At 63.6% G+C, this 26833-nt stretch carries 19 protein-coding genes; 12 read left to right on the top strand and 7 right to left on the bottom strand.

What is annotated here, in order from left to right:
- The 7 genes from TRP66_RS07520 to tagH are packed head-to-tail and all read right to left on the bottom strand — an operon-like array spanning position 1 to position 9513.
- Positions 1-729, bottom strand: a complete 729-nt coding sequence (locus TRP66_RS07520; protein ID WP_333400860.1) for a PP2C family protein-serine/threonine phosphatase — start codon at positions 727-729, stop codon at positions 1-3.
- On the bottom strand, positions 729-1382 hold the full coding sequence (gene tagF, locus TRP66_RS07515) for a type VI secretion system-associated protein TagF (protein ID WP_333400859.1): 654 nt from the start codon (positions 1380-1382) through the stop codon (positions 729-731). The genes TRP66_RS07520 and tagF overlap by 1 nt, the downstream gene beginning before the upstream one ends.
- Positions 1379-4882, bottom strand: a complete 3504-nt coding sequence (tssM, locus tag TRP66_RS07510; RefSeq protein WP_333400858.1) for a type VI secretion system membrane subunit TssM — start codon at positions 4880-4882, stop codon at positions 1379-1381. The genes tagF and tssM overlap by 4 nt, the downstream gene beginning before the upstream one ends.
- Positions 4879-6198, bottom strand: coding sequence for a DotU family type VI secretion system protein (locus tag TRP66_RS07505; RefSeq protein WP_333400857.1), 1320 nt, complete (start codon positions 6196-6198; stop codon positions 4879-4881). Before TRP66_RS07505 ends, tssM begins: the two co-directional genes overlap by 4 nt.
- Before the next feature lie 6 nt (positions 6199-6204).
- The gene (tssK, locus tag TRP66_RS07500) at positions 6205-7539 is read right to left on the bottom strand and encodes a type VI secretion system baseplate subunit TssK (protein ID WP_333400856.1); all 1335 of its coding nucleotides are present in this window, start codon (positions 7537-7539) and stop codon (positions 6205-6207) included.
- Positions 7540-7554: 15 nt separating this feature from the next.
- Entirely contained in the window at positions 7555-8058 is a 504-nt protein-coding gene (gene tssJ / locus TRP66_RS07495) for a type VI secretion system lipoprotein TssJ (protein ID WP_333400855.1), read from the bottom strand.
- Between the two features lie 33 nt (positions 8059-8091).
- Positions 8092-9513: a type VI secretion system-associated FHA domain protein TagH gene (gene tagH / locus TRP66_RS07490; protein WP_333400854.1), complete on the bottom strand. Its 1422-nt coding sequence runs from the start codon at positions 9511-9513 to the stop codon at positions 8092-8094.
- A 394-nt stretch (positions 9514-9907) separates the two neighbouring features.
- On the opposite strand from tagH, the gene tssA reads away from it, so the two are divergent.
- From tssA to TRP66_RS07430, 12 genes are all read left to right on the top strand, one after another.
- Positions 9908-10930 (top strand): type VI secretion system protein TssA, encoded by a 1023-nt coding sequence (gene tssA, locus TRP66_RS07485; protein WP_333400853.1) that lies wholly within the window; start codon positions 9908-9910, stop codon positions 10928-10930.
- 95 nt (positions 10931-11025) lie between these two features.
- Entirely contained in the window at positions 11026-11541 is a 516-nt protein-coding gene (gene tssB / locus TRP66_RS07480) for a type VI secretion system contractile sheath small subunit (protein ID WP_333400851.1), read from the top strand.
- 14 nt (positions 11542-11555) lie between these two features.
- The gene (gene tssC, locus TRP66_RS07475) at positions 11556-13049 is read left to right on the top strand and encodes a type VI secretion system contractile sheath large subunit (RefSeq protein WP_333400850.1); all 1494 of its coding nucleotides are present in this window, start codon (positions 11556-11558) and stop codon (positions 13047-13049) included.
- Between the two features lie 115 nt (positions 13050-13164).
- Positions 13165-13653, top strand: a complete 489-nt coding sequence (locus TRP66_RS07470; protein ID WP_333400849.1) for an Hcp family type VI secretion system effector — start codon at positions 13165-13167, stop codon at positions 13651-13653.
- 77 nt (positions 13654-13730) lie between these two features.
- A complete protein-coding gene (locus TRP66_RS07465; RefSeq protein ID WP_333400848.1) occupies positions 13731-14180 on the top strand; it encodes a type VI secretion system amidase effector protein Tae4 in 450 nt (149 codons plus the stop codon).
- Entirely contained in the window at positions 14177-14617 is a 441-nt protein-coding gene (locus TRP66_RS07460) for a hypothetical protein (protein WP_333400847.1), read from the top strand. The genes TRP66_RS07465 and TRP66_RS07460 overlap by 4 nt, the downstream gene beginning before the upstream one ends.
- Positions 14614-15126 carry a type VI secretion system baseplate subunit TssE gene (gene tssE / locus TRP66_RS07455; protein WP_442965183.1) on the top strand — a complete coding sequence of 171 codons (513 nt, stop codon included), beginning with the start codon at positions 14614-14616 and terminating at the stop codon, positions 15124-15126. The genes TRP66_RS07460 and tssE overlap by 4 nt, the downstream gene beginning before the upstream one ends.
- Complete coding sequence (gene tssF / locus TRP66_RS07450) at positions 15123-16982, top strand: type VI secretion system baseplate subunit TssF (protein WP_333400846.1); 1860 nt, start codon at positions 15123-15125, stop codon at positions 16980-16982. The genes tssE and tssF overlap by 4 nt, the downstream gene beginning before the upstream one ends.
- The gene (gene tssG / locus TRP66_RS07445) at positions 16946-17998 is read left to right on the top strand and encodes a type VI secretion system baseplate subunit TssG (protein ID WP_333400844.1); all 1053 of its coding nucleotides are present in this window, start codon (positions 16946-16948) and stop codon (positions 17996-17998) included. Before tssF ends, tssG begins: the two co-directional genes overlap by 37 nt.
- Positions 17991-20708 (top strand): type VI secretion system ATPase TssH, encoded by a 2718-nt coding sequence (gene tssH, locus TRP66_RS07440; protein ID WP_333400842.1) that lies wholly within the window; start codon positions 17991-17993, stop codon positions 20706-20708. Before tssG ends, tssH begins: the two co-directional genes overlap by 8 nt.
- A 3-nt stretch (positions 20709-20711) precedes the next feature.
- Positions 20712-22781: a type VI secretion system Vgr family protein gene (locus TRP66_RS07435; RefSeq protein WP_333400841.1), complete on the top strand. Its 2070-nt coding sequence runs from the start codon at positions 20712-20714 to the stop codon at positions 22779-22781.
- 45 nt (positions 22782-22826) lie between these two features.
- On the top strand, positions 22827-26768 hold the full coding sequence (locus TRP66_RS07430) for an RHS repeat-associated core domain-containing protein (protein WP_333400840.1): 3942 nt from the start codon (positions 22827-22829) through the stop codon (positions 26766-26768).
- Positions 26769-26833: the final 65 nt, after the last annotated feature.

Below are 26833 nucleotides of genomic sequence, written 5' to 3'. Positions count from 1 at the left end.
TCAACCGGCTTTGACGACGATGACGGTAATGTTGTCGGGCGCGCCGCGGGTCAGCCCGAGATGGACCAGGCTGCGGGCGATTTCATACGGGTCGGGGTGCCCCAGCACCTCGCGGATTTCGTGGTCGTCGGCGGTCTTGTTCAACCCGTCGGTGCACAGCAGGAAACTGTCGCCGGGCTTCACGTCGAGGCGAACCTGCGACAGTTCCAGGCGATCCTGAACGCCAATGGCGCGGGTCACGATGTTGGCGCGGGGATGGACTCGCGCTTCGGCTTCATTGAGCAGGCCGCTGTCCATCAGCTCCTGCACGTAGCTGTGGTCGCGGGAGATGCTTTCGAGCACCCCGTCGCGCAGCCGATACAGGCGACTGTCGCCCGCCCACAGGCACACGGCCTGATCCTCGCGCGCGGCCAGCAACACCACCGTGCTGCCCATCATGCTCACCGCGCGCTTGAGGGTTTCCTTGCGCACCGCGCTGTTGATGTCGTCCAGTTGCGAACGCAGGCCGTCCAGCCAGGCGTCCAGGGCATCATCGGCGTGAGCGCGGCGCAGGCTGTCGACGATCAGGCTGCTGACGTAGTCGCCCGCCGCGTGACCGCCCATGCCATCGGCGACGACCCATAGTCCGTTCGAGGCCTGTTCCAGAAAGGCGTCTTCGTTGATCTGTCGGACCATGCCGACGTGGCTGTAGCTGGCGGATCTGTAGACGAGCGAGGCAGTCGACGACATCAGACGGACGCCTCCTGACCCAGCAGAAAACGCCCGAACTCTGCCGTCGCGGGCAAACCCTGACAGCGCAGCAGGCTTGGTGCGATGCTGTGCGAGCCCTTGCCCCACCAGAGACTGGCGCCCACGCAAGCCTGCTCGGCCATTGCGGCAAGCCGTGCTTCGGGCGTGGTGGCGTCGAATCGCTGCAATCCGGCGAACTCGCTTGTGGCGCCGCGCGGGATCGAAACCGGACGCCCCAGCTGGCGTAGTGCGGTTTCGAATGCTTCGAAAGTCGTGTCAGGTTCAAGCGTGTCCAGCAGCGCTTGTTCGGCTTGCTCGAACCACTGATCGGCACCGCCGATCAGGCTCGCCAGGCTCTGATCATCTTCGACGATCAAAGCCAGCGTCAGGGGGAAATAGCGCCCGACGCGGTCGATGCTCGGCATCAGCCCCCCAACCACTGCTCGCGGCCCGCAAACGCCTGGCGCCAGCGCGAAACGCCACAGCGGGCTGACCAGATAGGCATCGAGCCAGGCGCTGCCCAGCTGTTGCTGACTGGCGAGCATTCCGGCTGCCAGCCAGGTGTCCCACGGCTGGATAAAAGTCTGCGGTAGATCCCGGCCGACGAAATCGCCGCGGCTGGCGATTTTCCCGTAGAAACCTGGGCCGCTCATAGTCGCTCCGGCAGGCTGAAGCCGCTCAGCACGCGACTCTTGAACGGGTTGAACGCGCTGTTGGCGCGCAGCTCGTAAGCGATGCTCACGCCATCGACGCGCAAGCGCAGGCTGAACCGGTCTGGAGAATTGCCTGCGGTCAGGTCCGACTGATCGAGCAGGCGGAACCAGGCCCATGGGCCATCGAGACTCACGCCGGAGCGACCGCTGGGCGCGGGCGGCGAAATCGACAGTCGCACCACACCGGCACTGCCGGAGTTGGGCCACTGCATGGCGACCGGACGGCTGGGGCCATGGTCGTAGCTGATCTGCTGTCCGTCGAGGTCCAGCAGGAACTGAGTGATGGAGGCATCCATCGCCACTGGCTTGAGTTCAAAGCGTACGCTCGGCTGGGTGCCGCCGGCGCGAAAGAACGCATCGCGGATGGCGCTGGCGCGCTGGAAGGTCTGCAGTACGCCGGCGTTGATTCCCAGCTTCTGCGCCGCGCCCGGTTGCCAGCGCCAGATGCTGGCAGAGGTATCCACATACGGCTGCAGGTAGCGGCGGAAGTAGTTATCCATCACCCCGCCGACACCGAAAAACAATCCGAAGTCGTCCAGCGTGGCGTCACGCGAACTGCCCGGCGACATGGGGTAGCGTCCGGCCAGCGACTGACGGTAAACGTTGACCACTTCGCTGACCCAGGCGGCGTTGAGCTGGTTGCGCACGCCGCCCATCATGGTGTTGGTGGTGGAGTTGACAACCGACTTGACCAGCCCCTGCACCACTGGCGGCTGGCGTTCGGCGCTCAGGCTGACCCGCGCCGCCGCGGCACTTGCCTGATTCTTGGCTTCGCCGAGCAGTGCGTCGCCGCTCGCGCCGACCATGGCGCTGACCTGCACATACAAGGCGTTCATGTCGTTCAGCAAGCCGTCGATAGCGGCCGGTTCGCTTTCGCCTTTACTCACCAGCGCCTTGAGGTCGGCGAAGTGGGCGCTGACCGGGTCCTGCTCGATGGTTGGCGCCGCGCTGTTGGTCGTTTGTGGCTGACCCAGCAATGAGCCCAGGCGCTGCTTGAGCTGGTCGACGTTGTCTTCGGCCTTCTGGCCCTGCGCGGCCAGCAGCCGTTGTTCTTCCTGCAGATCGGTTTCCTTCGCGACAGCAGCCAGCAGCTTCTTGAGCGGCGACGCCGGTCCGGAAATCACCCGCAGCACATCGGCCGCCTGGGCCACGCTGGTGATGGGCACGAAGTCGATGTCGGCCAGCAAGGCATCCCAGTGGCGCATGTAGTCCTGGAAATACAGGCGGCGCACTTCGGCGGCCAGACTGGCGACGTCCAGTTGCTCGGCCTGATCGCGACCCAGCACCCATTGCTCTTCGGCCAGTGTGCCGGCCTGGTTCAGACTGCTGAGCAGGAACCCCTCGCGGTAGCCCTTGGCGGTGAACAGGCCACTGAGCGGCTCGGCCAGCGGCTTGCCGCTCTTGCGGCTGAACACCAGTGCCGCGTCCCGTCCCGCCGCTTCGCTCAAACGGAAATCAGTGACGCCCTGAGGCAGTTTCTGACGTTTGACGCGGTCATAGACGCGCTGGGCGACCGGCAACTGCTGCAACTGGCGGCGCAGATCGTCGATCAGGCGTTGATCGAGTCGGGCCTTGGGCGGGTGACGCTCGAACAGCGCCTGAAGATGCTCGCCCAGCGCCAGCCGTTGCTGCGGCGGCAGGTCGCGCGGCAGGCTGCGGTCCCAGTCCAGCGCGATCCAGGCCTTGAGGAAGTGCGGATCGTAATGCTCGCTGTCGGCGAACATTAGATAGGCCTTAAGGCCCTCGTAGAGATAGTCGCTCGAACCCCCGCTGTGCAATTGCTCTTCGACGCGGGTCACCAGCCGTGGCGCAAAGACCGCGATCAGCAGCTTGCGATAGACGCTGGCCGATTCGGCTTCGAGCATGTCGCCCTGATAAAGCCCAAGGCCCTGCGCCCAGGAAGGCGGATCGCCCGCCAGATTGCGGACCGCGTCGAGCAAAGGCAGCACCGCCAGCACGTCACGCTGCGCCGGGCTCAGGTTCTGCACAGTCTGGCCCAGCGGCGCGACCTTGCGGTCGACCTGGGCGATGTAATCGCGGTTGGCGTTGTAACTGACCAGCCACAGCGCGCCTACCGCCAGCACCACGGCGACCGTCGCGGCCAGCACGCCACGAGCCATCCATTTGCGACGCCGCTCTACCTTGGGGTCGACGCCCATCAGCCCCTGTTCGGCGAAGGCGACCGCCGTGAACAGCTTCTCGATGAAGTAGCTGCGGCCCGTACCGGTCTGACGCGCCAGATGCTGACGGTCCAGGTTCATGCTCTGCGCCATCGCGCCGATCAGCCGGTCGATAGGGCTGCCTTCCTGGGTGCCGCTGGTGAAATACACGCCGCGCAGCAAGGCGCGCTCTTCGAAGGCGTTGGGCTTGAACACGCCGTCGAGAAACAGCTGCAACGATTGGCGAATGGCCGCGAACTGCTGCGGGAAGCCGTAGATCAGGTCGCGCCGCGCCGGGTCCCGTTCCTGTTGCAGGCGCTCGACCAGCCGTGCGTTGAGCCGCTGTTCGAGGGCGGCGAATTCGCGCTGGAAGTCCTGCAACGGGCCGGCGGCGCTCTTGCCGTCGTCCATGGCGAAGGTCATGCCCCAGACCTGGGCGCGTTCGTCCTTGCTCAGGGCGTCGAAAAACTCCATGAAGCCGGGGACCAGATCCAGTTTGGTCAACATCAGGTAGATCGGGAAACGCACGCCCAGCCGGGCATGCAGTTCCTGAATCCGCAGGCGGATCGCATTGGCGTGCGCTTCACGCTCGGCCTCGCTGCTCAGCAGCAGATCGGACAGGCTGATGGCGATGAATGCGCCGTCGATGGGCCTGCGGGCGCGCTGGGTCTTGAGCAGATCGAGAAAGCCTAGCCAGGCAGCCTTGTCTACTTGAGCGTGGCTGTCCTGGGTGGTGTAGCGACCGGCCGTGTCCAGCAGGACCGCCTGATCGGTGAACCACCAGTCGCAATTGCGCGTGCCGCCGACCCCGCGCACCGCGCCGGCGCCCAGTTGCGCGGCCAGCGGAAAGTGCAGCCCGGAATTGACCAGCGCGGTGGTCTTGCCGGAACCTGGCGGGCCGATGATGACGTACCACGGCAGCTCATACAGATTGCGCCGCTGATCGCCGCCCAGCCGTGCCTTCTTGAGCAACGCGAGGGCTTCGTCCATGCGCTGGCGCAGGGTCGCGAGTTCTTCGGCGGTGGCGACACTGGCAGGGTCCGGCGCGGTTTCGGCGACCAGACCGGCCATCACCTGCGCAGCCTGTCGGCGGGCTTGGATGATTCGCCAAACGCGATAGCCGACCCAGACCGCGAACAGCAGCACGATCAGTGCCCAGCGACGGCCTTCCGGCACCAGCACGTCGAGCAGCGGGCCAACGAACCAGACGATCAGGCTCAGGGCGACCAGGCCGAGCAGCGGCACGACCCAGCGAATGACAAAACCGAAAAACGCCTTCACTCGACCCCCTCCGCCAACACAGTGATTTCAACGCGACGATTCTTCGCCCGCCCCTCGGCGGTGGCGTTGGAAGCCAGCGGTTCGGTGTCGCTGCGGCCCTCGGCGCTGAAGCGCTGCGGCTGGCCGGTTTTCGCGGCGAGGATTTGCAGGACCTGCTCGGCGCGCGCCTGGGACAGTGCCCAGTTGGACGGGAAACGCAGCGTCGCGATGGGCCGGTTGTCGCTGTGGCCGGTGACCCGGACATCGCCCTTGACCTTGCGGATGGCATCGGCGATGCGCAGCATCAGCGGCTGAAAGTCTTCGACGATGTTGGCGCTGCCCGAGGCGAAGAGCTGGTCGCCACGAATGGTCACCACCGAGCGGTCGACGGCGTCTTCCACCGCGACCTTGCCGGCCTTGATCTCTTCGGCCAGGAACCCGGCCAGACGTGGACGCTCGATCAGTTTCGGCTGAACCGCAGGCCGGTCGATGGATTGCACGGGGATCTCGCCCAGCGCATGAATGTGCTTGAACACCGGCTCGGCATCGGCAGCCAGCATCAGGCGCAGCGCGAACAGCAGCACCAGCAGCAAGGCCAGGCCAATAGCCGCCGCCACCCAGGGCGGCATGAACTGGGCCAGCCGGTCGCGAGCCAGGGTCAGGCCGCGCCAGTGCGGGGACAGTTCGCGTTCGTGTTCGCCCCGCGCGCTGCGAATCGCCGCGCTGGTGCGCTCGCGCAGCGCTTCGAGTTCGCTGCGGCCGTTGTTCATGACCCGGTAACGGCCTTCGAAACCCAGGCACATGCACAGGTACAGGAGTTCCAGCATGTGCAAATTCTCGCGAGGACTCCGCAGGCAGTGCTCCAGTAATTTGAAGACTTTCTCGCCACCCCACGACTCGTTGTAATGGGTATTGAGCAGGCTCTGCTTGCCCCATTCACTGCTGCTGCCCCAAGGCGTGCTCATCACCGCCTCATCAAGCGCGGTGCAAAGCACATAGCGCGCCAGCAATACCTTGTCGCGTACCACCCCAGCCGCCTCTGCGCGATCGACGAAGTCACGCAAATGACCCAGCAACTGCGCGCGCAGGCTGGACGACGCCGGATGGGCGATGGTGTTGCGCAGCCGGGTGAGCATAGCCAGCAAAGGACCGGCCGCGCTTTCCAGCGGGTTGAGGCCCTGCGCCTGGCCGCTCGGCAACGGCGCGGAGGCCATGTTCAAGGGCGCATGCGCGGGTGCGGCGCCTGTCGGCGCGGGCCGGCCGCCGGGACGCGGCATGAACTGGGTGCGGTCGCCGGCGGAGGCGCCGGCCCCGGAAGAATCGTCTTCGATCTGCATCGCGACTTACCCTCGAATCGCCCAGAAAGCCAGGTTCAGGCCCGGAAACTCACCGGCTACATGGAAGGCGAAACCGCCCGAGTGCATGAGCTGTTTCCAGTGGTCGCTGCCGCGATCCAGTTCGAAGTAGGTCGAGCCCGCGTGATACGGGATCTGCCGAGGCGCGACCGGCAGCGGCAACAGGCCGATGCCCGGCAACTGCAGGTTGACCAGATCGCGAATGTGCTCCACCGAGCCGATCTTGCTCTGCTGGCTGAATCGCCCGCGCAGGGCTTCGCCGGGCATGTCGGCGCGCACCACCAGAATGAAGCTGGCGTTGTCCAGCAAGGTCTTGTCGGCCAGCATGGCGACGTGCACCCCATAGGCCTTTTCGACGATCGGAATCGGAACCGCCTTGCTGTCGATCAACATCGACAAGGCTTCGCGCAGCGCCTGCATCACCGGACTGAAGCTGGCCGCCAGATCGTCGTGCTGATAGCGCGGGAAATCCTCCGGGCGTCGCTCGGTGCTGGAGAAGGTCGCGAATTCGCCCGCCAGGCTGACCAGCTCGCTGTAGAAACGCTCTGGATGCAGCGGGCTGATCTGGCTCAGGTGGTTGATCAGCGGCTCAGCGCGATTGACCAGTTGCAGGAGCATGAAATCGGCGATTTCCGAAGCGCCGCCGGCACCGGAGGCCACCACGCGCCCCGCCAGAGCTTGACCGCGCTGACGCAGCAGCCCCTGCAATTCACTGCGAAACGCCGACAACGAGCGACTGGCGGTCACGTCGAGCAAGGGCGGGATATAGCTGTCGTCCAGCACCAGCGCCTGGTCGGCGCGTTTTTCCTTGATGCGCACCACGCCAATGCTCGCGTAGTCGCCCACGCCGTCCTGCGCAGTCAGCAGGCGCAGCGCACGAGCACCGATGGCGACCGGGGCGCGATTCTCGAACGGCGCATTGTCGTCACGCACTTCGCGCACCTGGCTGACGTAACGCGCCGCACCCAGTGCTTCGCCTTCGTCCACCGTGTCGCGAGCCCCGGCGCGCTTGAGCGGCAGGGCCAGGTAGACCACGCCGTCGCGCAGGTTATCGTCGATGCACAGCGGGACGGGTGCCAGATCGTCCTGAGGAATATTGAACGGCGTGCCGTCCGGCAGCAGGCCGCGGGCGGAGACGATCGCCAGTTTGCCCTGGGCCAGCAGGCCCTGATCGATCAGCAGCTCGGAAAACCCCCAGGCACCGACGGACAGCGGACGACTGCGCGCATCGATCAGGTTTTCAAGGTAACGGTCGTGCTGCTGGAAGTGCTGGGTTCCGATGAACATGCCTTCCGACCAGACCACTCGATTGTTCCAGGACATGGGTTCTCCGATTGACTATTGAGCGGCGGGTTGCGGCGTAACGACGTCGGCGCGCATGGCGCGGGCGTCGAGGGTGACCCGGTGTTCGCTGGCGCCGCGAGCCGGCACATCGAGCACGGCGCGCCATTGCGCACGGTCGATTTCGCGATAGCCGACCACCAGCCCTACATGACGCGTGGCCGGGGCCAGATGACGCACTACGACTCGCTGTTCGCCGGGCTGGACCAGCACTTCGTCCTGGTCGATCAGGTCGACGCCAAGGGTCGCTGGCGCGCGGTCGGCCAGCGAGAAGTAATCGGCGCGCAGAAAGGCCGCGCTGTTCTTCAGTTCATAAACCCGCACCCGTACGGGCGCGGGCTGTCCGGTGGCGCCGGGATTGAGTCCGGCCACGGCCTGAAAGTCGAGCGTGGCCGCGACGTCCGCATCGGCTTCGCGGGGCTGGGCCGGGGGCTGCACATCCTTGGCACAGGCACTGAGCAGCAACAGGGTCAAAGCTGCAAATACAACGCTGCGATACATCCTTATTCCTCGGGCATTGACTGTCAGGGCCGCTCAAGAGCGGCGCAGGCGCGCACTGTGTTCTTCGTAGGCACGACTGAATTCGCGGCCGAACAGATCCTGAAAATCGTCTTCGGCTTCGCGGGAAATCTCGCTGTACAACGTGGTGAACTGCTGCCAGTACTGGGCCTGACGCGATCCGCCGAACAGGTTCGACAAACCGCTCGGCTTGCTGCCCATTCGCGCTTCCAGCTCGCCGGGCTCGAAGCGCTTGAGCAGATGCTTGATCGCCGCTTCGACGCCGGCCATGACCGCCAGCTGGTGAGCCCGCAGATCATGAAAACTGTCATTCACCGCCTGTTCCGGTGCCATGAACGCCTGGCTGTCGCCACGCAGCAAAAGCAGCAGCGCCTCGTCGGCATTCGGCGCGAACTTCAGCGGATTGTTTTCCACCGGCTGAATCATCGTCTGCTGCATGCGGAACTCGCCCTTGAGGCTTGCACGCGCTCGCAGCACATCGATCAGGCCCTGGACCATCAGCCGGTAACTGCGCCCGATGGCCTCCATCTGCGCTTCGGCCTGCGCCTTATCGATCCGCAGCTTGTCCAGTCCGGCGCCGCGCAGGAAGGCTTGCAGCAGGTCCGACTGGTTGGCAGTGCTGCCTATGGGAGACTCACTGGCATCGAGGCGCGGCGCGACTGGCTCGGGCAGCGGAGCCTGAACGGGGCGCTCGATTTCCGGCGCGGCCGCAGGCTTAGGGGAAGCGGGAGCCGTCAAGGGCGCGGGCGCCGACATATCGGCCAGCGGGTCCCAGTCATCGGGAATCAGACCTGCTGGCGAAGCCGCCGGCGCAGACGCGGCGGGCGCGGGCGCGGGCGGGCTCAAGGGCGCAGGCGGCCGGAAGTCGTGCAGCTCGGCAGGCACGTGATCAGGTCGAGGCGCAGGCGCCGCACTGGCCGGCGTCAGGAAATCGAACAGATCAGGGAAGGTGTCCTGGGAAGAACCGCCCGCGAAATGCGCGGTGGCCGGAGCTTCGGACGCCGGGGCGGCAAAGGGAGCGGCCGAAGTCGCTGGACTGCCCTGACGCGCCATCAGCGCTTCGAAGCTATTGGATGCGTCCACGCCGGTCAGCCCGATATCGGCCAGCGGGATGTCGGACTCGATACGGGCACGGAGTTCGTATTCGCCGATACGGATGATTTCTCCATCCTGCAACGGCTCACTGTTGCCGCGTCGCAAACGGATGCCGGCGTTGACCAGTTCAACACCGTTGGTACTCAGATCGGTTAGATAATAGCGACCGTCCTTGTACTGAATAACGCAATGTTTCTGTGATACCAGCCGTTCAGGATCGGGAAGCACCCAATCATTTTCCTGGCCACGGCCAATTGCCATCACGCCTTGATCCAATGTCTTTTCAGGGCATTGTCCAGGTGTAATCTTGTGGTAACTCGTGATGGTCAAGCACAGCGACATTGCGCCTCCCTGCATATATCGCTCATGAATGGAACACTCAAGAAAAGTTTGCTGGCCGTATTAACGCCTCATGCACAATGCCACGCATAACGCGATGGCACTCTATTGTGCTGCAATTGATACCCCGCCTTTCAAGAGCGGCTTCACTCAAATGAAACAGTTATGTGAAAGCCCGCACATTCCCTGATCCCGGAGGGTTGCGGCCCACAAGCGGTGCATAGCTTAACCTTGACAACGCATCTGTACTACACCAAAAATGCACAACGCCAGCCTGCTTATGATTCCATAGTGACATCATAAGATAAATCGCTGACGATTTATTTCCTGCACGCTAAAGAAAAATTTCCCACAAAACAGCAATACATCATCGGATTTGATAAGGAGATCGGTTTTGGTGGATGTAGCGTTGTTGCTTGCCCCTGTTTCCGCGAACTATCCGTGCGGCGACGATCTGGAATATGACGCAGACTTTCTGCAACTGGAGCGTGACGCCCAGGGTAAACCCGAGCGTGTCATGGGCGATGCCGTTCAGCCGGCCGAGCCGCCTCAGTGGCGAGCCATCGAGCAAACTAGCGCGAGCCTGCTGCAACGCAGTAAAGATCTGCGTATTACCCACTTTCTGGTCCAGAGCACATTGGCGCTGCAAGGTATTGCGGGCCTGAGCGACGGCTTGGCACTGGTCCGCCAGTTGCTCGAAACCTACTGGTCCGATCTGTACCCGCAGCTCGACGCCGACGATGACAACGACCCGACCGTTCGGGTCAACGCGCTCTCGGGGCTAGCCTGCGATACCAACGTGCGCCTGTTGCGTGACAGCGTGCTGGTCCGTTCGCGGGTTTTCGGCAACATCACCTTGCGCGCCGCGCTGAACGCCAGCGGCCTTCAGCATTTCAGCGACGAGCACCTGAGCCTCGACGAGTTGTCCGGCGCGCTGCGCGACTGCGATCCCGAACAACTGGACGCCGTCCGCGCAGCCTTGGAAAACGCACGGAGCACGGCTGAGGCCATCGAGCGTCTGGTTTCGGAGCAGGTGGGTTCGGCACAGGGCGTGGACCTTTCCGCGTTGAAACAGCCACTCAAGCAGGGCCTGCTGGTGCTCGGCGAAGCGGCCCAAAGCGAAGCCGGCGATGCAATGGCCGGATCGGAGCCCACCGTTGACTCGGTTGAACAGATGGCATCAGTCGGCAGTCAGCCCGTCGCTCGGCCGAGTGCCGGTATCGGCAGCCGCGACGATGTGGTGCGCAGCCTCGACCAGATCCTGGCCTGGTACGCGCGGCACGAGCCGTCCAGCCCGCTGCCAATGCTGCTGAACCGGGCCCGGAAGCTGGTGCATGCGGACTTCGAGACCATCGTGCGCAATCTGATTCCTGACGGCATGTCCCAATTCGAAAACTTGCGCGGGCCCGACGCTGACTGAGTCCTTATGGACGTCGCAGCACGGGCCACGCAATCCCGTTACCGGCAACGACCGATGACGCCAACATCGTCGCAACAGCGACAAGGAGGAGCAACGTGGCGAAAACCAGTTCTCAGAAGTTCATTGCGCGCAACCGCGCACCTCGTGTCCAGATCGAATATGACGTCGAGCTATATGGGGCCGAGAAGAAGGTCCAGCTGCCGTTCGTGATGGGCGTCATGGCCGACCTGACCGGCAAGCCTGCCGAGCCTCTGCCGGCGGTCGCGGATCGCAAGTTCCTGGAGATCGATGTCGACAACTTCGACTCGCGTCTCAAGGCGATGCAGCCGCGCGTGGCCTTCACCGTGCCCAACGAGCTTACCGGCGAAGGCAATCTGAGCCTGGATATCACCTTCGAGAGCATGGACGACTTCAGCCCCGCCGCCGTCGCGCGCAAGGTCGATTCGCTGAACAAGCTGCTCGAAGCCCGTACTCAGCTGGCCAACCTGCTGACGTACATGGACGGCAAGACCGGCGCTGAAGAAATCATCATGAAAGCCATCAAGGACCCTGCGTTGCTCCAGGCCCTGGCCAGCGCGCCCAAGCCCCAGAACTCCGAGCCCAACGAGTAACCAGGACCCCGATCATGACCGAATTGACTCGCGAAAATCAGGCCCAGCCAGTGGCTGCGGAGCAGTCCAGCGACTTCGCCTCGCTGTTGATGCAGGAATTCAAACCCAAGACCGAGCGTGCTCGCGAAGCGGTGGAAACTGCCGTGCGCACCCTGGCCGAGCAGGCGCTCGCGCAGACCGACCTGGTGTCCAACGATGCCATCAAGTCGATCGAATCGATCATTGCCGCCATCGACGCCAAGCTCACGGCGCAGGTCAACCAGATCATCCACCACCAGGACTTCCAGCAAGTGGAAAGTGCCTGGCGTGGTCTGCACTACCTGGTGTCCAACACCGAAAGCGACGAGCAGCTGAAGATCCGCGTCCTCAACGTCTCCAAGCCTGAGCTGCACAAGACGCTGAAGAAATTCAAAGGCACGGCGTGGGACCAGAGCCCGATCTTCAAGAAGATGTACGAAGAAGAGTACGGCCAGTTCGGCGGCGAGCCTTACGGCTGCCTGGTCGGCGACTACTACTTCGATCAGTCGCCTCCGGACGTCGAGCTGTTGGGCGAGCTGTCCAAGGTCTGCGCGGCCATGCACGCACCTTTCATCGCGGCGGCGTCGCCGACTGTGATGGGCATGGGATCGTGGCAGGAGCTGTCCAACCCGCGCGACCTGAGCAAGATCTTCACTACGCCGGAATACGCCGGCTGGCGCTCGCTGCGTGAATCGGAAGACTCGCGCTACATAGGCCTGACCATGCCGCGCTTCCTCGCGCGTCTGCCATACGGCGCCAAGACCGATCCAGTGGAAGCCTTCGCCTTCGAAGAGAACACCGACGGCGCGGACAGCGCCAAGTACACCTGGGCGAACGCGGCCTACGCGATGGCGGTGAACATCAACCGCTCGTTCAAGCACTACGGCTGGTGCTCGCGGATTCGCGGCGTGGAGTCCGGCGGCGAAGTGGAAAACCTGCCGGCGCACACCTTCCCCACCGACGATGGCGGCGTGGACATGAAGTGCCCGACCGAGATCGCGATCTCCGACCGTCGCGAAGCCGAGCTGGCGAAAAATGGCTTCATGCCGCTGCTGCACAAGAAGAACACCGATTTCGCGGCGTTCATCGGTGCCCAGTCTCTGCAAAAGCCTGCTGAATACGACGATCCGGACGCCACCGCCAACGCCAACCTGGCCGCGCGTCTTCCGTACCTGTTCGCCACCTGCCGCTTCGCGCACTACCTCAAGTGCATCGTGCGCGACAAGATCGGCTCGTTCAAAGGCAAGGAAGAGATGCAGCGCTGGTTGCAGGACTGGATCCTCAACTACGTCGACGGCGATCCGGCGCACTCCACCGAAACCACCAAGGCTCAGCATCCGCTGGCCGCGGCTGAAGTGGTGGTCGAGGACGTCGAAGGCAATCCGGGTTACTACAACTCGCGGTTCTTCCTGCGCCCGCACTATCAGCTCGAAGGGCTGACCGTCTCGCTGCGACTCGTCTCGAAACTGCCGTCGGCAAAAGGCGCCTGACCGTCACGCGTCACGCAAGGAAATGCATCGGATCACAGGCCCTGGCGCCGGCAAACCGCGCGCCACGGGCCTGTGAACGTACCACTCAGTGGCCCATGCCACATCAGGAGAAAACATGGCTGTCGATATTTTCATCAAGATCGGTGACATCAAGGGCGAGTCGATGGACAAGGCCCACAAGGACGAAATCGACGTATTGAACTGGAGCTGGGGCATGTCCCAGTCCGGCAACATGCACCAGGGCACCGGCGGCGGCGCGGGCAAGGTGAACATTCAGGACCTGTCGATCACCAAGTACGTCGACAAGGCCACCCCGAACCTGATGATGCATTGCTCCAGCGGCAAGCACATCGACAAGGTCAAACTGACCGTGCGCAAGGCCGGCGGCGAAAGCCAGGTCGAGTACATGATCATCAACCTGGAAGAAGTGATCATCACCTCGCTGAGCACCGGCGGCTCGGGCAGCGATGACCGCATGGTGGAAAACGTCACCCTGAACTTCGCTCAGGTGACGGTCGACTACCAGCCGCAGAAAGCCGACGGCTCCAAGGAAGGCGGCCCGATCAAGTATGGCTGGAACATTCGCTCCAACACCAAGCGCTGATCGGCAGCCCCCGGCGATTCAGGCCGGGGGCAATCGACACAGGGAAGTCCGCGAGAAATACGGTAAGGAAACTGAATATGGCCAAGCCTTCTTTCATCAACTTGTGGAATCAATACCCTCCGCATCCCGGAGCGCCAGCCTGCGACGGCCCATGGCCCAATCAATGCGCCATTCGTCTCAGCATCGCGCTATGCAACGAGCGAACGCTGCCGGTCAATTCGTCCACCTATACCGAGCCACGCTGTGCACACGGTCACGCCCGTGGTGCCGAGTCACTGGCAAACTGGTTGTGGAAAAGACAACAGCTGGGGCCGCCGAAGGTGTACGGCAACAGCGCCGCAGAGCGCACAGGTTTGCTCGGCAAGACCGGGATCATTTTCTTCAAGGATTTTTACTATCAGGAAACCGATCCCGATGGTCGGCCCAGCGGTGACCATATCGATCTGTGGAACCGCGGCGTTACGGCAAGCAGCGGCGGGGACTACTTCTTTCGCGCCAAAGCGGTCTGGTTCTGGGAGCTGACATGATGCGCGCACTGCTGGCGGCAATGATGTCGATCGCTCTACTGATCAGCCTGAGCGCCTGCGCCGCGCAAACCGAGCCACGTCATGAGGGACTGACTTCGGCAAGTCTTGGCGGTCTTGAGATCAGACTGATCGATGAACAGGGCCGATGCGCCGTGGCCCGCGCTGACAGCGCTCCGTTGGTTCTGGACATGAAATGGCCCTGCCGTTTCAGCGAAGACCAGCAGAAAAAGGTGCGCGTGGAAGATTACCGCAAAGCGCTGGTGGTCATGGTCGAGCGCAGCGAGCCTCTGCCGCCCCCAAGCACCGAATGCGCAACCGATCTGCAGTCGATCCGCTTGTACAAAGGCAAGCTGGATGTATCCCCGGTCAGCCGGGTTGCCGCATGCGGTCCGGGTTACTGGGATCAAAAAGTCCTGATCTGGCAGTTCGACTGGTGAACGACCTGAACCCGCGCGAGCGCCTGCAACCGTCGCTGCTCGACCGCCTGACCGACGACGATCCGGGCAACCCGCAGGAAAGCGCGGACAAGCGGGTGCTGTCCCTGAACCAGCTCAAGGCGTCGGTGCTGCGTGACCTTGCGTGGTTGCTGAACACCACTTCCCTGCTGGATGCCGACACGACGCTGCACAGTCCGGCTGGCACCTCGGTGGTGAACTTCGGGCTGCCGGCGCTGGCCGGCAACAGCGCATCGAGTGTGGACATCGGGGTGCTGGAAAGCCTGATCCATCGTGCCATCGTGACCTTCGAGCCGCGCATCCTGGCGCATACCTTGAGCGTGCGCGCCAGGGTCGGTCGTGACCAGATGAACCACAACGCCCTGAGCTTCGAGATCCAGGGCGATCTGTGGGCGCAGCCGGTCGCCCTGCCCCTGCTGCTGCGCACCGAACTGGATCTGGAATCCGGCCACGTCAAGGTCCTGCCCGCCGAACAACGGAGACGTTCATGAACCCACGCCTGCTCGGGCTGTACAACCAGGAACTGCAGCACATTCGCGAAAGTGCCGCCGAGTTCGCCCGAGAGTATCCCAAGATTGCCGGCCGCCTGACGCTGTCCGGGCTGGACTGCGCCGACCCTTATGTCGAGCGCCTGCTGGAAGGATTCGCGTATCTCACGGCCCGGGTGCAGCTCAAGCTCGATGCCGAGTACCCGACCTTCACCCATAACCTGCTGGAAATCGCTTACCCGCACTATCTGGCGCCCACGCCATCGATGACCGTGGTGCAAATGCATGCCGACCCCGATGAGGGGTCCTTGAGCCAGGGCTTTACCCTGCCGCGAGGCAGCGTGCTGCGCGGCGCGTTGGGTCGCGATTCGCAGACCTCCTGCGAGTACCGCACCGCCCATGAAGTGCAGTTATGGCCGCTGAAGGTCAGCGACGCAGAGTATTTTGGCAACCCTGCCGCCGTGCTGGGTCGACTCGCCGCCAGCGAACCGCAAGCCAAGGCGGGTTTGCGCATCACATTGCGTACCGGTGCCGAACTGACGTTTGACAAGCTGGAGCTCGACAGCCTGCCGCTGTATCTCAGCGGCGCGGACGAGCAGCCGTTTCGCCTTTACGAGCAGCTGCTGGGCAACGCCTGCGCGGTGTTCGTGCGTCAGCCCGGCGCGGACTGGGTCGAGCGCCTGCCCGCCGACGCGCTACGGCCATGCGGCTTCGATGATCGCGAGGCCGCGCTGCCGGTGGTTCCGCAAGCGTTCCAGGGCTATCGCCTGCTTCAGGAATACTTTGCCCTGCCCCAGCGGTTTCTGTTTGTGGAGTTCGCCCGGCTGTCACGCGCCGTACAACGCTGCGCCGGCCAGGAGCTGGAGCTGATCGTGCTGTTCGATCGCTTCGACCCGAGTCTGGAAAGCGGCGTCGGCGCGACGCAGTTCGTGCCGTTCTGCACGCCTGCGATCAACCTGTTTCCGCGTCGCCTGGACCGCATTCATCTTTCCGACCGGGTACACGAGCATCACGCCATTGCCGACCGCACCCGGCCGATGGACTTCGAGATTCACTCGCTCCAGTCGGTGACCGGTCACGGCACCGGCCCGGACCAGCCGTTCCTGCCGTTCTATGCCGTGCGCGATCCATCGCGCCATGGCCGTGACAAGGCGTGGTACATCCTGCGCCGTGAGCCGCGCGTGCTGTCCGCCGAGCAGCGGCGCAAAGGCGCGCGCTCGACCTATGTCGGCAGCGAGACCTTCATCAGCCTGGTCGACGGCCAGCAGGCGCCTTACCGGCACGACCTGCGCCAGCTCGGGCTGAGCGCGCTGTGCACCAACCGCGACCTGCCGTTGTTCATGAACGTGGGCAGCGGCAAGACCGATTTCACTCTGGCCGACAGTGCCCCGGTCTTGTCGATTCGCTGTCTGGCCGGTCCAAGCCGGCCGCGCGCCAGCCATGCCCATGACAACAAGGCCTGGCGACTGATCAGCCAGCTTTCGCTCAATTACCTGTCGTTGAGCGAACAAGGCCAAGGCGCGGCCGCATTGCGCGAACTGCTGCGCCTGTATGGCGACGATCAGGACGCTGCCCTGCAATTACAGATCGAAGGACTGCGCGGCGTCAGCAGCAAACCCTGCACCCGGCGCTTGCCGATGCCGGGGCCGATCGTGTTCGGTCGCGGGCTGGAAATCACCCTGGAGTTCGATGAGAACGCGTTCCGCGGCACGGGCGTTTTCCTGCTCGGCGCGGTGTTCGAACGCTTCCTGACACGTTACGTGTCGATCAACAGTTTTACCGAGACGGTGATACGTACCACCGAACGCGGCGAGATCATGCGATGGAAAGCCAAACCAGGACGCCGTCCGACCCTGTGAACACGTTGAACGACATGCAGGACCGGCCCTGGGAATACGATTTCTTCCAGGCGCTGCGTCGTATCGAGTGCGAATCGCCGGACTTGCCACGCCTCGGTCGCTCGCTGCGTCTGGCAGACGACCCGTTGCGTCTCGGCCAGCAGCCGGAGAGTTCGTTCGCCCCTTCCACACTGGCTTCAGTGCAGCCGGGCGATGGCGACAAACCCGCCCGCCTCGAACAATTCTTCTTCGGTCTGGGCGGCCCTAACGGTCCGTTGCCGTTGCATCTCACCGAATACGTGCGCGACCGCCAGCGCAACAATGCCGACAGCGCCAGCAAACGCTTTCTGGACGTCTTCCATCATCGTTTACTGAGCCTGTTCTATCGCGCCTGGGCGGAAGCCCGGCCGACGGTCAGCCACGACCGGCCCGACGATGATTACTGGTCCTTGCGGCTCGCTTCGCTAAGCGGGCGCGGCATGGCCAGCCTGTCGGGCGAAGGGTTGATTCCGGACACCGCCAGGCTGCACTTCAGCGGGCATCTGGCGGCCCAGACGCGCTATCCCGACGGGCTGCGCGCCATCCTGCAGGAATACTTCGGCCTGCCGGTGGAAATCGAAGAATACGTCGGCCAGTGGCTGGAGCTGCCGGAGCGCAGTCGGCTCGGGGTCGGCTGCAACCGGCTGGGCGAGGATTTCTGCCTGGGCCGTTACGCATGGGATCGCCAGCACAAATTTCGGATTCGCCTGGGGCCGCTCAAGCTTGCCGATTACATGGGCATGCTGCCGGACGGCCGACCGTTCAAGGAACTGGTGGTCTGGGTGGCCGAATACCTGGGCCATGAACTCGACTGGGATCTGAATCTGGTTCTGGAGCGAACCGAGGTCCCGCGTTTCCAACTCAACGGGCGCCAGCGGCTGGGTTTCAACACCTGGCTGGGGCAGCCCGCACACGACGCCAAGGACCTGATCCTCGCCCGGCATTACGCCGATGCGACAGCGTCCGCACATACTTCAGGGAGCAACCATCATGGGTGAAATCAGCCGCGCGGCACTGTTCGGCAAGCTCAACAGCGTGGCCTACAAGGCCATCGAAGCAGCCACGGTGTTCTGCAAGTTACGGGGCAATCCGTATGTCGAACTGGCGCACTGGTTTCACCAGTTGCTTCAGCTCCAGGACTCGGACCTGCATCGCCTGGTGCGCCAGTTCAACCTCGAACCGGCCCGTCTGGCCCGCGATCTGACCGACGCGCTGGACCGCTTGCCGCGCGGCTCCACCTCGATCACCGACCTGTCCTCGCATGTCGAGGAAGCGGTCGAGCGCGGCTGGGTCTACGGCAGCCTGATGTTCGGCGAAAGCCAAGTGCGCACCGGCTATCTGGTGATCGGCATTCTCAAGACGCCGAGCCTGCGCCATGCCCTGCTGAGCCTGTCGGGGGAGTTCGACAAGATCAAGGTCGAAGCCCTGAGCGAGCGCTTCGATGAATACGTCGGCGATTCACCGGAAAACGCGCTCGGCGCCAGCGACGGTTTCAACGCAGGCGCAGTGCCGGGCGAAGCCAGCGGCGCCCTGTCACCCAGCGCGCTGGGCAAGCAGGAAGCGCTGAACAAATACACCGTGGACCTCACCGAGCAGGCCCGCAGCGGCAAGCTCGACCCTATCGTCGGTCGCGACGAGGAGATCCGCCAACTGGTCGACATCCTGATGCGTCGCCGGCAGAACAACCCGATCCTGACCGGCGAAGCAGGCGTCGGCAAAACCGCGGTGGTCGAAGGTTTCGCCCTGCGCATCGTGGCAGGCGACGTACCGCCCGCGCTCAAGGACGTGGAGCTGCGCAGCCTCGATGTCGGCCTGCTGCAGGCCGGCGCCAGCATGAAAGGTGAATTCGAACAGCGCCTGCGCCAGGTCATCGAGGACGTTCAGGCGTCGCCCAAACCCATCATTCTGTTCATCGATGAAGCCCACACACTGGTCGGCGCCGGCGGCGCGGCCGGGACCGGCGATGCCGCCAACTTGCTCAAGCCGGCACTGGCGCGCGGTTCGCTGCGCACGGTCGCCGCGACCACCTGGGCCGAGTACAAGAAGCACATCGAAAAGGACCCGGCCCTGACGCGCCGCTTCCAGGTCGTGCAAGTAGCGGAGCCGTCCGAAGACAAGGCGCTGTTGATGATGCGCGGCGTGGCCTCGACCATGGAGCAACATCATCAGGTGCAGATCCTCGACGAGGCGCTGGAAGCGTCGGTGAAACTGTCTCACCGCTACATTCCGGCCCGCCAGTTGCCCGACAAATCCGTCAGCCTGCTGGACACGGCCTGCGCCCGGGTCGCCATCAGCCTGCATGCCGTCCCGGCCGAAGTCGACGACAGCCGCCGCCGCATCGAAGCGCTGCAAACCGAGCTGCAAATCATCGCGCGGGAACATGCCATCGGCGTCGATACCCAGGCACGGCACGCCGCCACTCAGGCCGCGCTGCTTGCCGAGCATGAGCGACTGGCCGGACTGGAAACCCGCTGGGCGGACGAAAAGGGCCTGGTCGACGAGCTGCTCGCGCTCCGCGCCCAACTGCGAGACAGCGCGGGCGTGGTGGACAGCGAGCCTGCCGACGGCGACAGCCAGGCCCTGCGCGCGCAACTGGTCGAACTCCAGAAGCGCCTGAGCGATCTGCAAGGCGACAGCCCGCTGATCCTGCCCACGGTCGATTATCAGGCCGTGGCCTCGGTGGTCGCCGACTGGACAGGCATCCCCGTGGGACGCATGGCGCGCAACGAACTGGAAACCGTGCTGAACCTGGACCGGCACTTGAAGAAGCGCATCATTGGTCAGGACCACGCGCTGGAGATGATCGCCAAGCGTATCCAGACCTCCCGCGCCGGGCTGGACAACCCGAGCAAGCCCATCGGCGTGTTCATGCTGGCGGGCACCTCCGGTGTCGGCAAGACCGAAACCGCGCTGGCGCTGGCCGAAGCCATGTACGGCGGCGAGCAGAATGTCATCACCATCAACATGAGCGAGTTTCAGGAAGCCCATACGGTGTCGACCCTCAAGGGCGCTCCGCCGGGCTATGTCGGTTATGGCGAAGGTGGCGTGCTTACTGAGGCCGTGCGGCGCAAGCCGTACAGCGTGGTGCTGCTCGATGAGGTGGAAAAGGCCCACCCGGACGTGCACGAGATGTTCTTCCAGGTGTTCGACAAGGGCGTGATGGAGGACGGCGAAGGCCGGGTGATCGACTTCAAGAACACCCTGATCCTGCTGACCACCAACGCCGGCACCGATCTGATCGCAGGCTTGTGCAAGGACCCCGCCGCTGTGCCGGACCCGGACAGCATCGCCAAGGCGCTGCGTCAGCCGCTGCTGGACATCTTCCCGCCCGCGCTGCTGGGCCGGCTGGTGACGATCCCCTATTACCCGCTCAACGACGACATGCTCAAGGCCATCACGCGCCTGCAACTGGACCGGATCAAGAAGCGCGTCGAAGCCACCCACAAGGTCGCCTTCGAATATGACGACGAGGTCATCGACCTGATCGTGTCGCGCTGCACCGAGACCGAAAGCGGCGGGCGCATGATCGACGCGATCCTGACCAATACCCTGCTGCCGGACATGAGCCGCGAGTTCCTGACCCGCATGCTGGACGGCAAGCCGCTGGCCGGGGTGCGGATCAGCCGGAGCGCCAACGAGCTGCACTATCGGTTCAGCGATGGGCAGTTCAGTGATCATGGGCAGTTCAGCGATCAGGCGACGGAATAACCGATGAATTTCCAGCAACTCACCCGCCTGGCGCACGTCACCAGCCCGCTGGGGCCGGACGTTCTGCTGCTCAAGGATCTGAGCGGCGGCGACGAGCTGGGACGGCTGTTCAACTACGACCTGCAACTGACCTCCGCCGATGGCGCCATCGATCTCAACCAGTTGCTGGGCAAGCCCATGAGCGTCGCGCTGCAACTGGCGGGCGGCAATCAGCGCTATTTCCATGGCGTGGTCGCGCGTTGCAGCCAGAACGTCGAACGCGGTCAGTTCGCCAGCTATCAGGTGTCGCTGCGCCCCTGGCTATGGCTGCTGACCCGGACTTCGGACTGCCGTATTTTCCAGCACCAGACCATCCCGCAGATCATCAAGCAGGTGTTTCGCGACCTGGGCTTTTCCGATTTCGAAGACGCGCTCAGCCGGCCGTATCGAGAGTGGGAATACTGCGTCCAGTACCGGGAAACCAGCTTCGACTTCGTCAGCCGCCTGATGGAACAGGAAGGGATCTACTACTTCTTCCGCCATGAGAAAGACCGCCATGTGCTGGTGCTGGCCGATGCCTACGGCGCGCATCAGACAGTGTTCGGCTACGAGTCGGTGCCCTACTTCCCGCCCGACGGCCAGCACCGCGAGCGCGATCATATCGACGACTGGCGTCTGGCCCAGGAGGTTCAGCCCGGATCGCTGGAACTCAACGACTACGACTTCCAGCGCCCGGCCGCCAGCATCGAAGTGCGCTCGGCCATGCCGCGCCCGCACACGGCCGGCGACTATCCGCTCTACGACTACCCCGGCACCTACGTGCAGAGTCAGGACGGCGAACATTACGCCCGCACCCGCCTGGAAGCGTTGCAAAGCCTGCATGAGCGGGTCGAGCTGAGCGGCAACGCACGCGGCCTCGGTTCGGGTCATCTGTTCAGCCTGTCCGGCTTCGGTCGCCAGGATCAGAACCGCGAATACCTGATCATCGGCGCCCGGTACTACGTGGCCCAGGAAAGCCTGGAAAGCGGCAGCGGCACCGCAGGCATTCAGTTCGAATGCGGGCTGACCTGTATCGATGCAAAGCAGAGCTTCCGGCCGCTGGCCAACACCTCGCGCCCGATCGTCAAAGGCCCGCAGACCGCCCGGGTCGTCGGCCCCGAAGGCGAGGAAATCTGGACCGACCAGTACGGCCGGGTAAAGGTGCATTTCCATTGGGACCGCCATGACCAGTCCAACGAAAACAGCTCGTGCTGGATCCGCGTCTCCCAGGCCTGGGCCGGCAAGAACTGGGGCGCGATGCAGATCCCGCGCATCGGCCAGGAAGTGATCGTCAGCTTCCTGGAAGGCGACCCCGACCGCCCGATCATCACCGGCCGCGTCTACAACGCCGAACAGACCGTGCCTTACGACCTGCCGGCCAATGCGACCCAGAGCGGCGTGAAAAGCCGTTCTAGCAAAGGCGGCACGCCGGCCAACTTCAACGAAATCCGCATGGAGGACAAGAAGGGGGCGGAGCAGTTGTATATCCATGCGGAGCGGAATCAGGACATCGAGGTCGAGAACGACGAAACCCACTGGGTGGGCCACGACCGCCGCAAGACCATCGATCACGACGAAACGGTGCATGTCCGGCGTGACCGCACCGAAACGGTGGATAACAACGAAACCATCACCGTGCATGCCCACCGCAGCAAAACCGTCGATCGTAACGAGACGGTCAAGATCGGCATGAACAAGTCCGAGACGATCCTGATGGCTTCGCTGCAGAACGTGGGCCTCGGGCGCATGGAAAACGTGGGCCTGGGCTACAGCCTGAACGTCGGCATGGCAATGAACACCTTCGTGGGCCTGAACCAGACCACCCAGGTCATGAAGAAGAAAACCCTGTCGGTTGGCGACAGCTACAAACTGGCCGTGGGCGGCACCGACGATGGATCGACCATCACCCTCGACGGCAAGAGCATTCAACTGGGTAGCAAAACCATTGAGCTGACCGCGGATCAGGAGATCCGCCTGACCTGCGGCCAGAGCACGATCCGCATCACTGCTTCTGAAATAGAGATTCTGTCCCCCAATGTCGATATCAACTGCTGATCTTTCCGGCCGGCGTGTCAACGGTCTGCAATCGGGGAGCCTGACATGAGCGGGCTGCCAGTTTCCCATGTTGGCGAGAAAGTCTCCGGCAACGTCATTGCGACCGGCTCGCCGACCGTGCATGTCGGCAGTGCGGGCGTCGGCATGGCCGATCGCGTGTCGGCATGCATTCCCAACGTCGGCCAGCCGGTGAATCCGATGCTGGGCTGCAAGTTGCTGCCCGAAGAGGTGGATTTCGCACTGGCGGCGCCGGACACGTTCAGTTTCGGGCGCGGTTATCTGTCCAGCAATCCCCGGGTGGGCAGGCTGGGTCAGGGTTGGTGGCTGCCGGGCGAAAGCATGCTGCTGGAATTGAATGCCGAAGCGTGCGTGCTGATTGATTCCCAAGGGCGAGCCATTCGTTTCCCGGCGCTGGAGCCCGGAAAAGTGTTGTACTCGGGCAGCGAGCAGCTGTGGCTGCGCAGGGGCGGCAGCGAGACGCCCGGACAACTGCCACAGCCCTGGAAAGGCCGTTGGGCTGCGGTTCCGGTGTCGATGCAGCACAGCGAAGACACTATCGTGGTCCTGATGGACACCAGTCACCTGTGCTTTAAGCGCCAGCCCGACGGGTTGTGGCGCCTGCACTCGACCTTCGGACGCAGCGGCTACCAGACCGAGTTCGGCTGGAGCCAGCGCGGCTTTCTCACCAGCATTCGCGACAGCGCGGGCCGTAGCTATGTTCTGGTGTATCAGCACGTCTGCGAGCCTGGGGCCAGTGACGATGGGGTGCGCCTGTGCGGTGTCATTCTCGCCAACCCGAACGGACCGGTTCCGGAACACTTCGATCCGCAGGCGCTTTGCAACGATTGGCTGGTTCGATACCAGTTCAACGAGACCGGCGATCTGGTTGCGGTGCGCGACCGGGCGGGGGAAATCGTCCGGGTGTTTGCCTGGAACAACCACATCATGGTGGCGCATGGTGAACCGGGCGCGCTGGAAGTCCGTTACACCTGGGACAAGCATGAGCCTGACGGCCGCGTGCTGAAACAGCGCGAAGTCGAAGGGCTGACTCGCGAGTTCCGCTATTACGCCGATGCCACGGACGTCATAGACAGCCTGGGGCGGGTCGAACGCTACGAGTTCGCGGGTAACGAAGGCCAGAAACGCTGGTCGGCGCTGGTCCGCGCTGATGGCAGCCGTGTCGAATTCGAATACGATCTGTTCGGCCGCCTGGTGCTGACCCGCGATCCACTGGGGCGTGAGACCCGTCGCCGTCTCGACGGCCAGGGCCGCCTGCTGGAAGAAGAAACGCCGGGCAAGACCCGCTACCGTCTGACACTGGATGAAGAGACCGGGCAGCTCAAGGAACTGGTCGACACCATGGGGCGCGGCTGGACTTTCGAGCGCGACGCCAATGCCAACCTGACCCGCGCCCACGGCCCTGCCGGGGAGACCCGCTATCACTACGACGATACCGACCTGCCGGATCGGCCGACACGCATCGTCGACGCCAAGGGCGGTGTCAGGACACTGCAATGGAATCGCCTCGGGCTGCCCGCCAGCATCACCGACTGCTCCGGCCAGACCCAGCGCTATGAGTACGACGGCGAAGGCCGGGTAACGGTCGAGACCGGCCCGACGGGCCAGATCACCCGCTACGCCTACGACCTGCTCGGGCAAGTCCTGGGCTTGACCTTGCCGGACGGCACCAGCCTTGCGTACCGCTACGATGCTCAAGGCCGACAGACGCACATGGCCGATACTCAAGGGCGCTGCACGCAGTTCTTCTGGGACCGCAGCGGACGACTGGCACGGGTTGCCGACGCGGCCGGCGAGGAACTGCGTATGCAATACGACGAAGCCGGTCGCCTGAGCACGCTCATTAACCAGAACGGCACCGAAGCGCGGTTTAGCTATGACGTGCTGGATCGTCTGGTGGAAGAAACCGGTTTTGACGGGCGCCGACAAACGTATCGCTACAACCCTGCCGACGAGTTAGTGACGCGCATCGATGCCGATCAGCGCGAAATCCATTACCAGTACGACCGCAACGGGCGTTTGCTCAGCACAGCGTATCCCGCTGTCGACGATTCGCTCGCATTCAGCGAGCATTACCAGTGGCTCGCAGACGGCCGGCTGGCCGGCGTCCGGAATCCGGCAGGCGAGGTGCGTTTCGCCTACGACGAAGCCGGCAATCTGTGTCTGGAAAACCAGATTCATGCTGACGGCTGGGTCTACAGTGTTGAGCACCGGCACGACCCACTCGGCGTGCGCGAGGCCAGTCGCTATGGCGATGCTCCCGAAGTCAATTGGCTGACGTACGGTTCGGGGCATGTGCATGGAGTACTGGCGGGCCCGGTCGAGCTGGGCTTCGAGCGCGACGGGCTGCACCGCGAGACTCACCGTGATGCCCGGCTGAAAGGCAAGCCGCAGGCGCTGTTCAGCCAGCTGCGGGAATATGATACGGGCGGGCGCCTGTCGCACAGCCATCTGAAACTGGCCGCCGCGCAAGACTGGCAGCGCGCTTATCGCTATGACGCACTCGGCCAGGTGACGCAGATCAGCGACAGCCTGCACTCGGACTTGCGCTACCGCTATGACCTGAGCGGCCACCTGATCGCCAGTCAGCGCGGCACCGCGGCCGAGCGGCTCTACCGTTTCGACCCGGCCGGCAACCGCCTGGACTCCGATCAAGACGACATGAACAGCGCCCGGACGCATTACGAGCACAACGAGCTGTATCGTTCTGGCTATGTCGATTCCAGCAATAACATGTCGGCCACCGACGCATCGCCCTCACGCTGGTCGGGCAACCGCGTCGAGCGTTTCGAGGGTTGTGTTTTCCGCTTCGACCCCTGTGGCAATCTGGTCGAGCGTCGCGATCCCGACGGCAACCGGCTACAGCTGAGCTACGACGGTGCGGGGCGGCTGACGCACGTGTTGCGCCACCGTCCCGACGGTGCGGTGATCGAGGCGACCTACCGCTACGACGCTTTATCCCGGCGCATCGCCAAGACCGTGCGCCAAGGAGATACGTACAGCGTCACGCGCTATGGCTGGGATGGCGAGCGCCAGTGCGCCGAAGCTTCGGAGACAGGGTTGCGCACCACTGTGCACGAGCCGGACGGTTTCATCCCGCTCCTGCGCATGGAACAGCGCTGCGAGCCGGATAGCCCAGACCTGTTGGCGGTGCGCCGGGATATGGCAGCCGCCGACCAGCCACTGCCGGACCCATGCCGCCCGACATTGGGCGACCCGGTCATCGGTTTCTTCCACACCGACCAGATCGGCACCCCACTGCAACTGAGCGATGAGCACGGAAAGATCCTCTGGCAGGCCAGCACCGATGACTGGCGCGCCGTTACCGACCAACAAGGCGCCACTGACCAGCCGATACGCTTCCAGGGCCAGTATCACGACGAAGAAAGCGGCCTGTACTACAACCGCCATCGCTACTACCTGCCGGATGTCGGCCGGTACGCCAGCCAGGACCCGATCGGATTCAGGGGCGGACCGAATGCGTATGTGTATGCGTTGAACATTCCTTCGGTTGCCTATGACCCGAGTGGGTTGTTTGTGCCGTTGGTGATCATCGGGGGGTTGTTGGTCAAGGCGGCGATAGGCGCGGCAGTCGAAGTCGGCATGCAGGGAGGCAAGCAAGTGCTCGGGCAGATGAAAGACAACTGGGACAACGACCGAGACCTGACGGATATCAAATGGAAATGTGTTGATATCAATTGGAAGCACGTCGGAGCCTCCGGCGTCTTTGGAGCGGTAGCTCCGGGCCTGCTCGGTTCTGCCAAGACGGTGTACAACTCTTCGAAAGCGCTGCGGACGTTATCCGGTCAGGCCGCTAACACTGCAAACAGAGCTGCGAAGCTGGCTGCGCGAAAAGCAGCGCATGCGAAAACGATCAAAACGACAGTCGCGACCCAGGCTGCATGGCAGACCGGTAAGCAGATCGTCAAATGTCCTATGAAGGACCCACACGAAGACTGCCAAGGATAACGATGAAGTATTTCTTGATAATGACTGCTATCGCCATTCCGGTAGCGTACTTTTATAACGTGTTG

Origin of the sequence: Pseudomonas sp. JDS28PS106, from assembly GCF_036706555.1 — a bacterium.
In the GTDB taxonomy this organism is placed as follows: Bacteria; Pseudomonadota; Gammaproteobacteria; order Pseudomonadales; family Pseudomonadaceae; genus Aquipseudomonas.
This window is presented reverse-complemented; position numbering and strand designations above follow the sequence as displayed.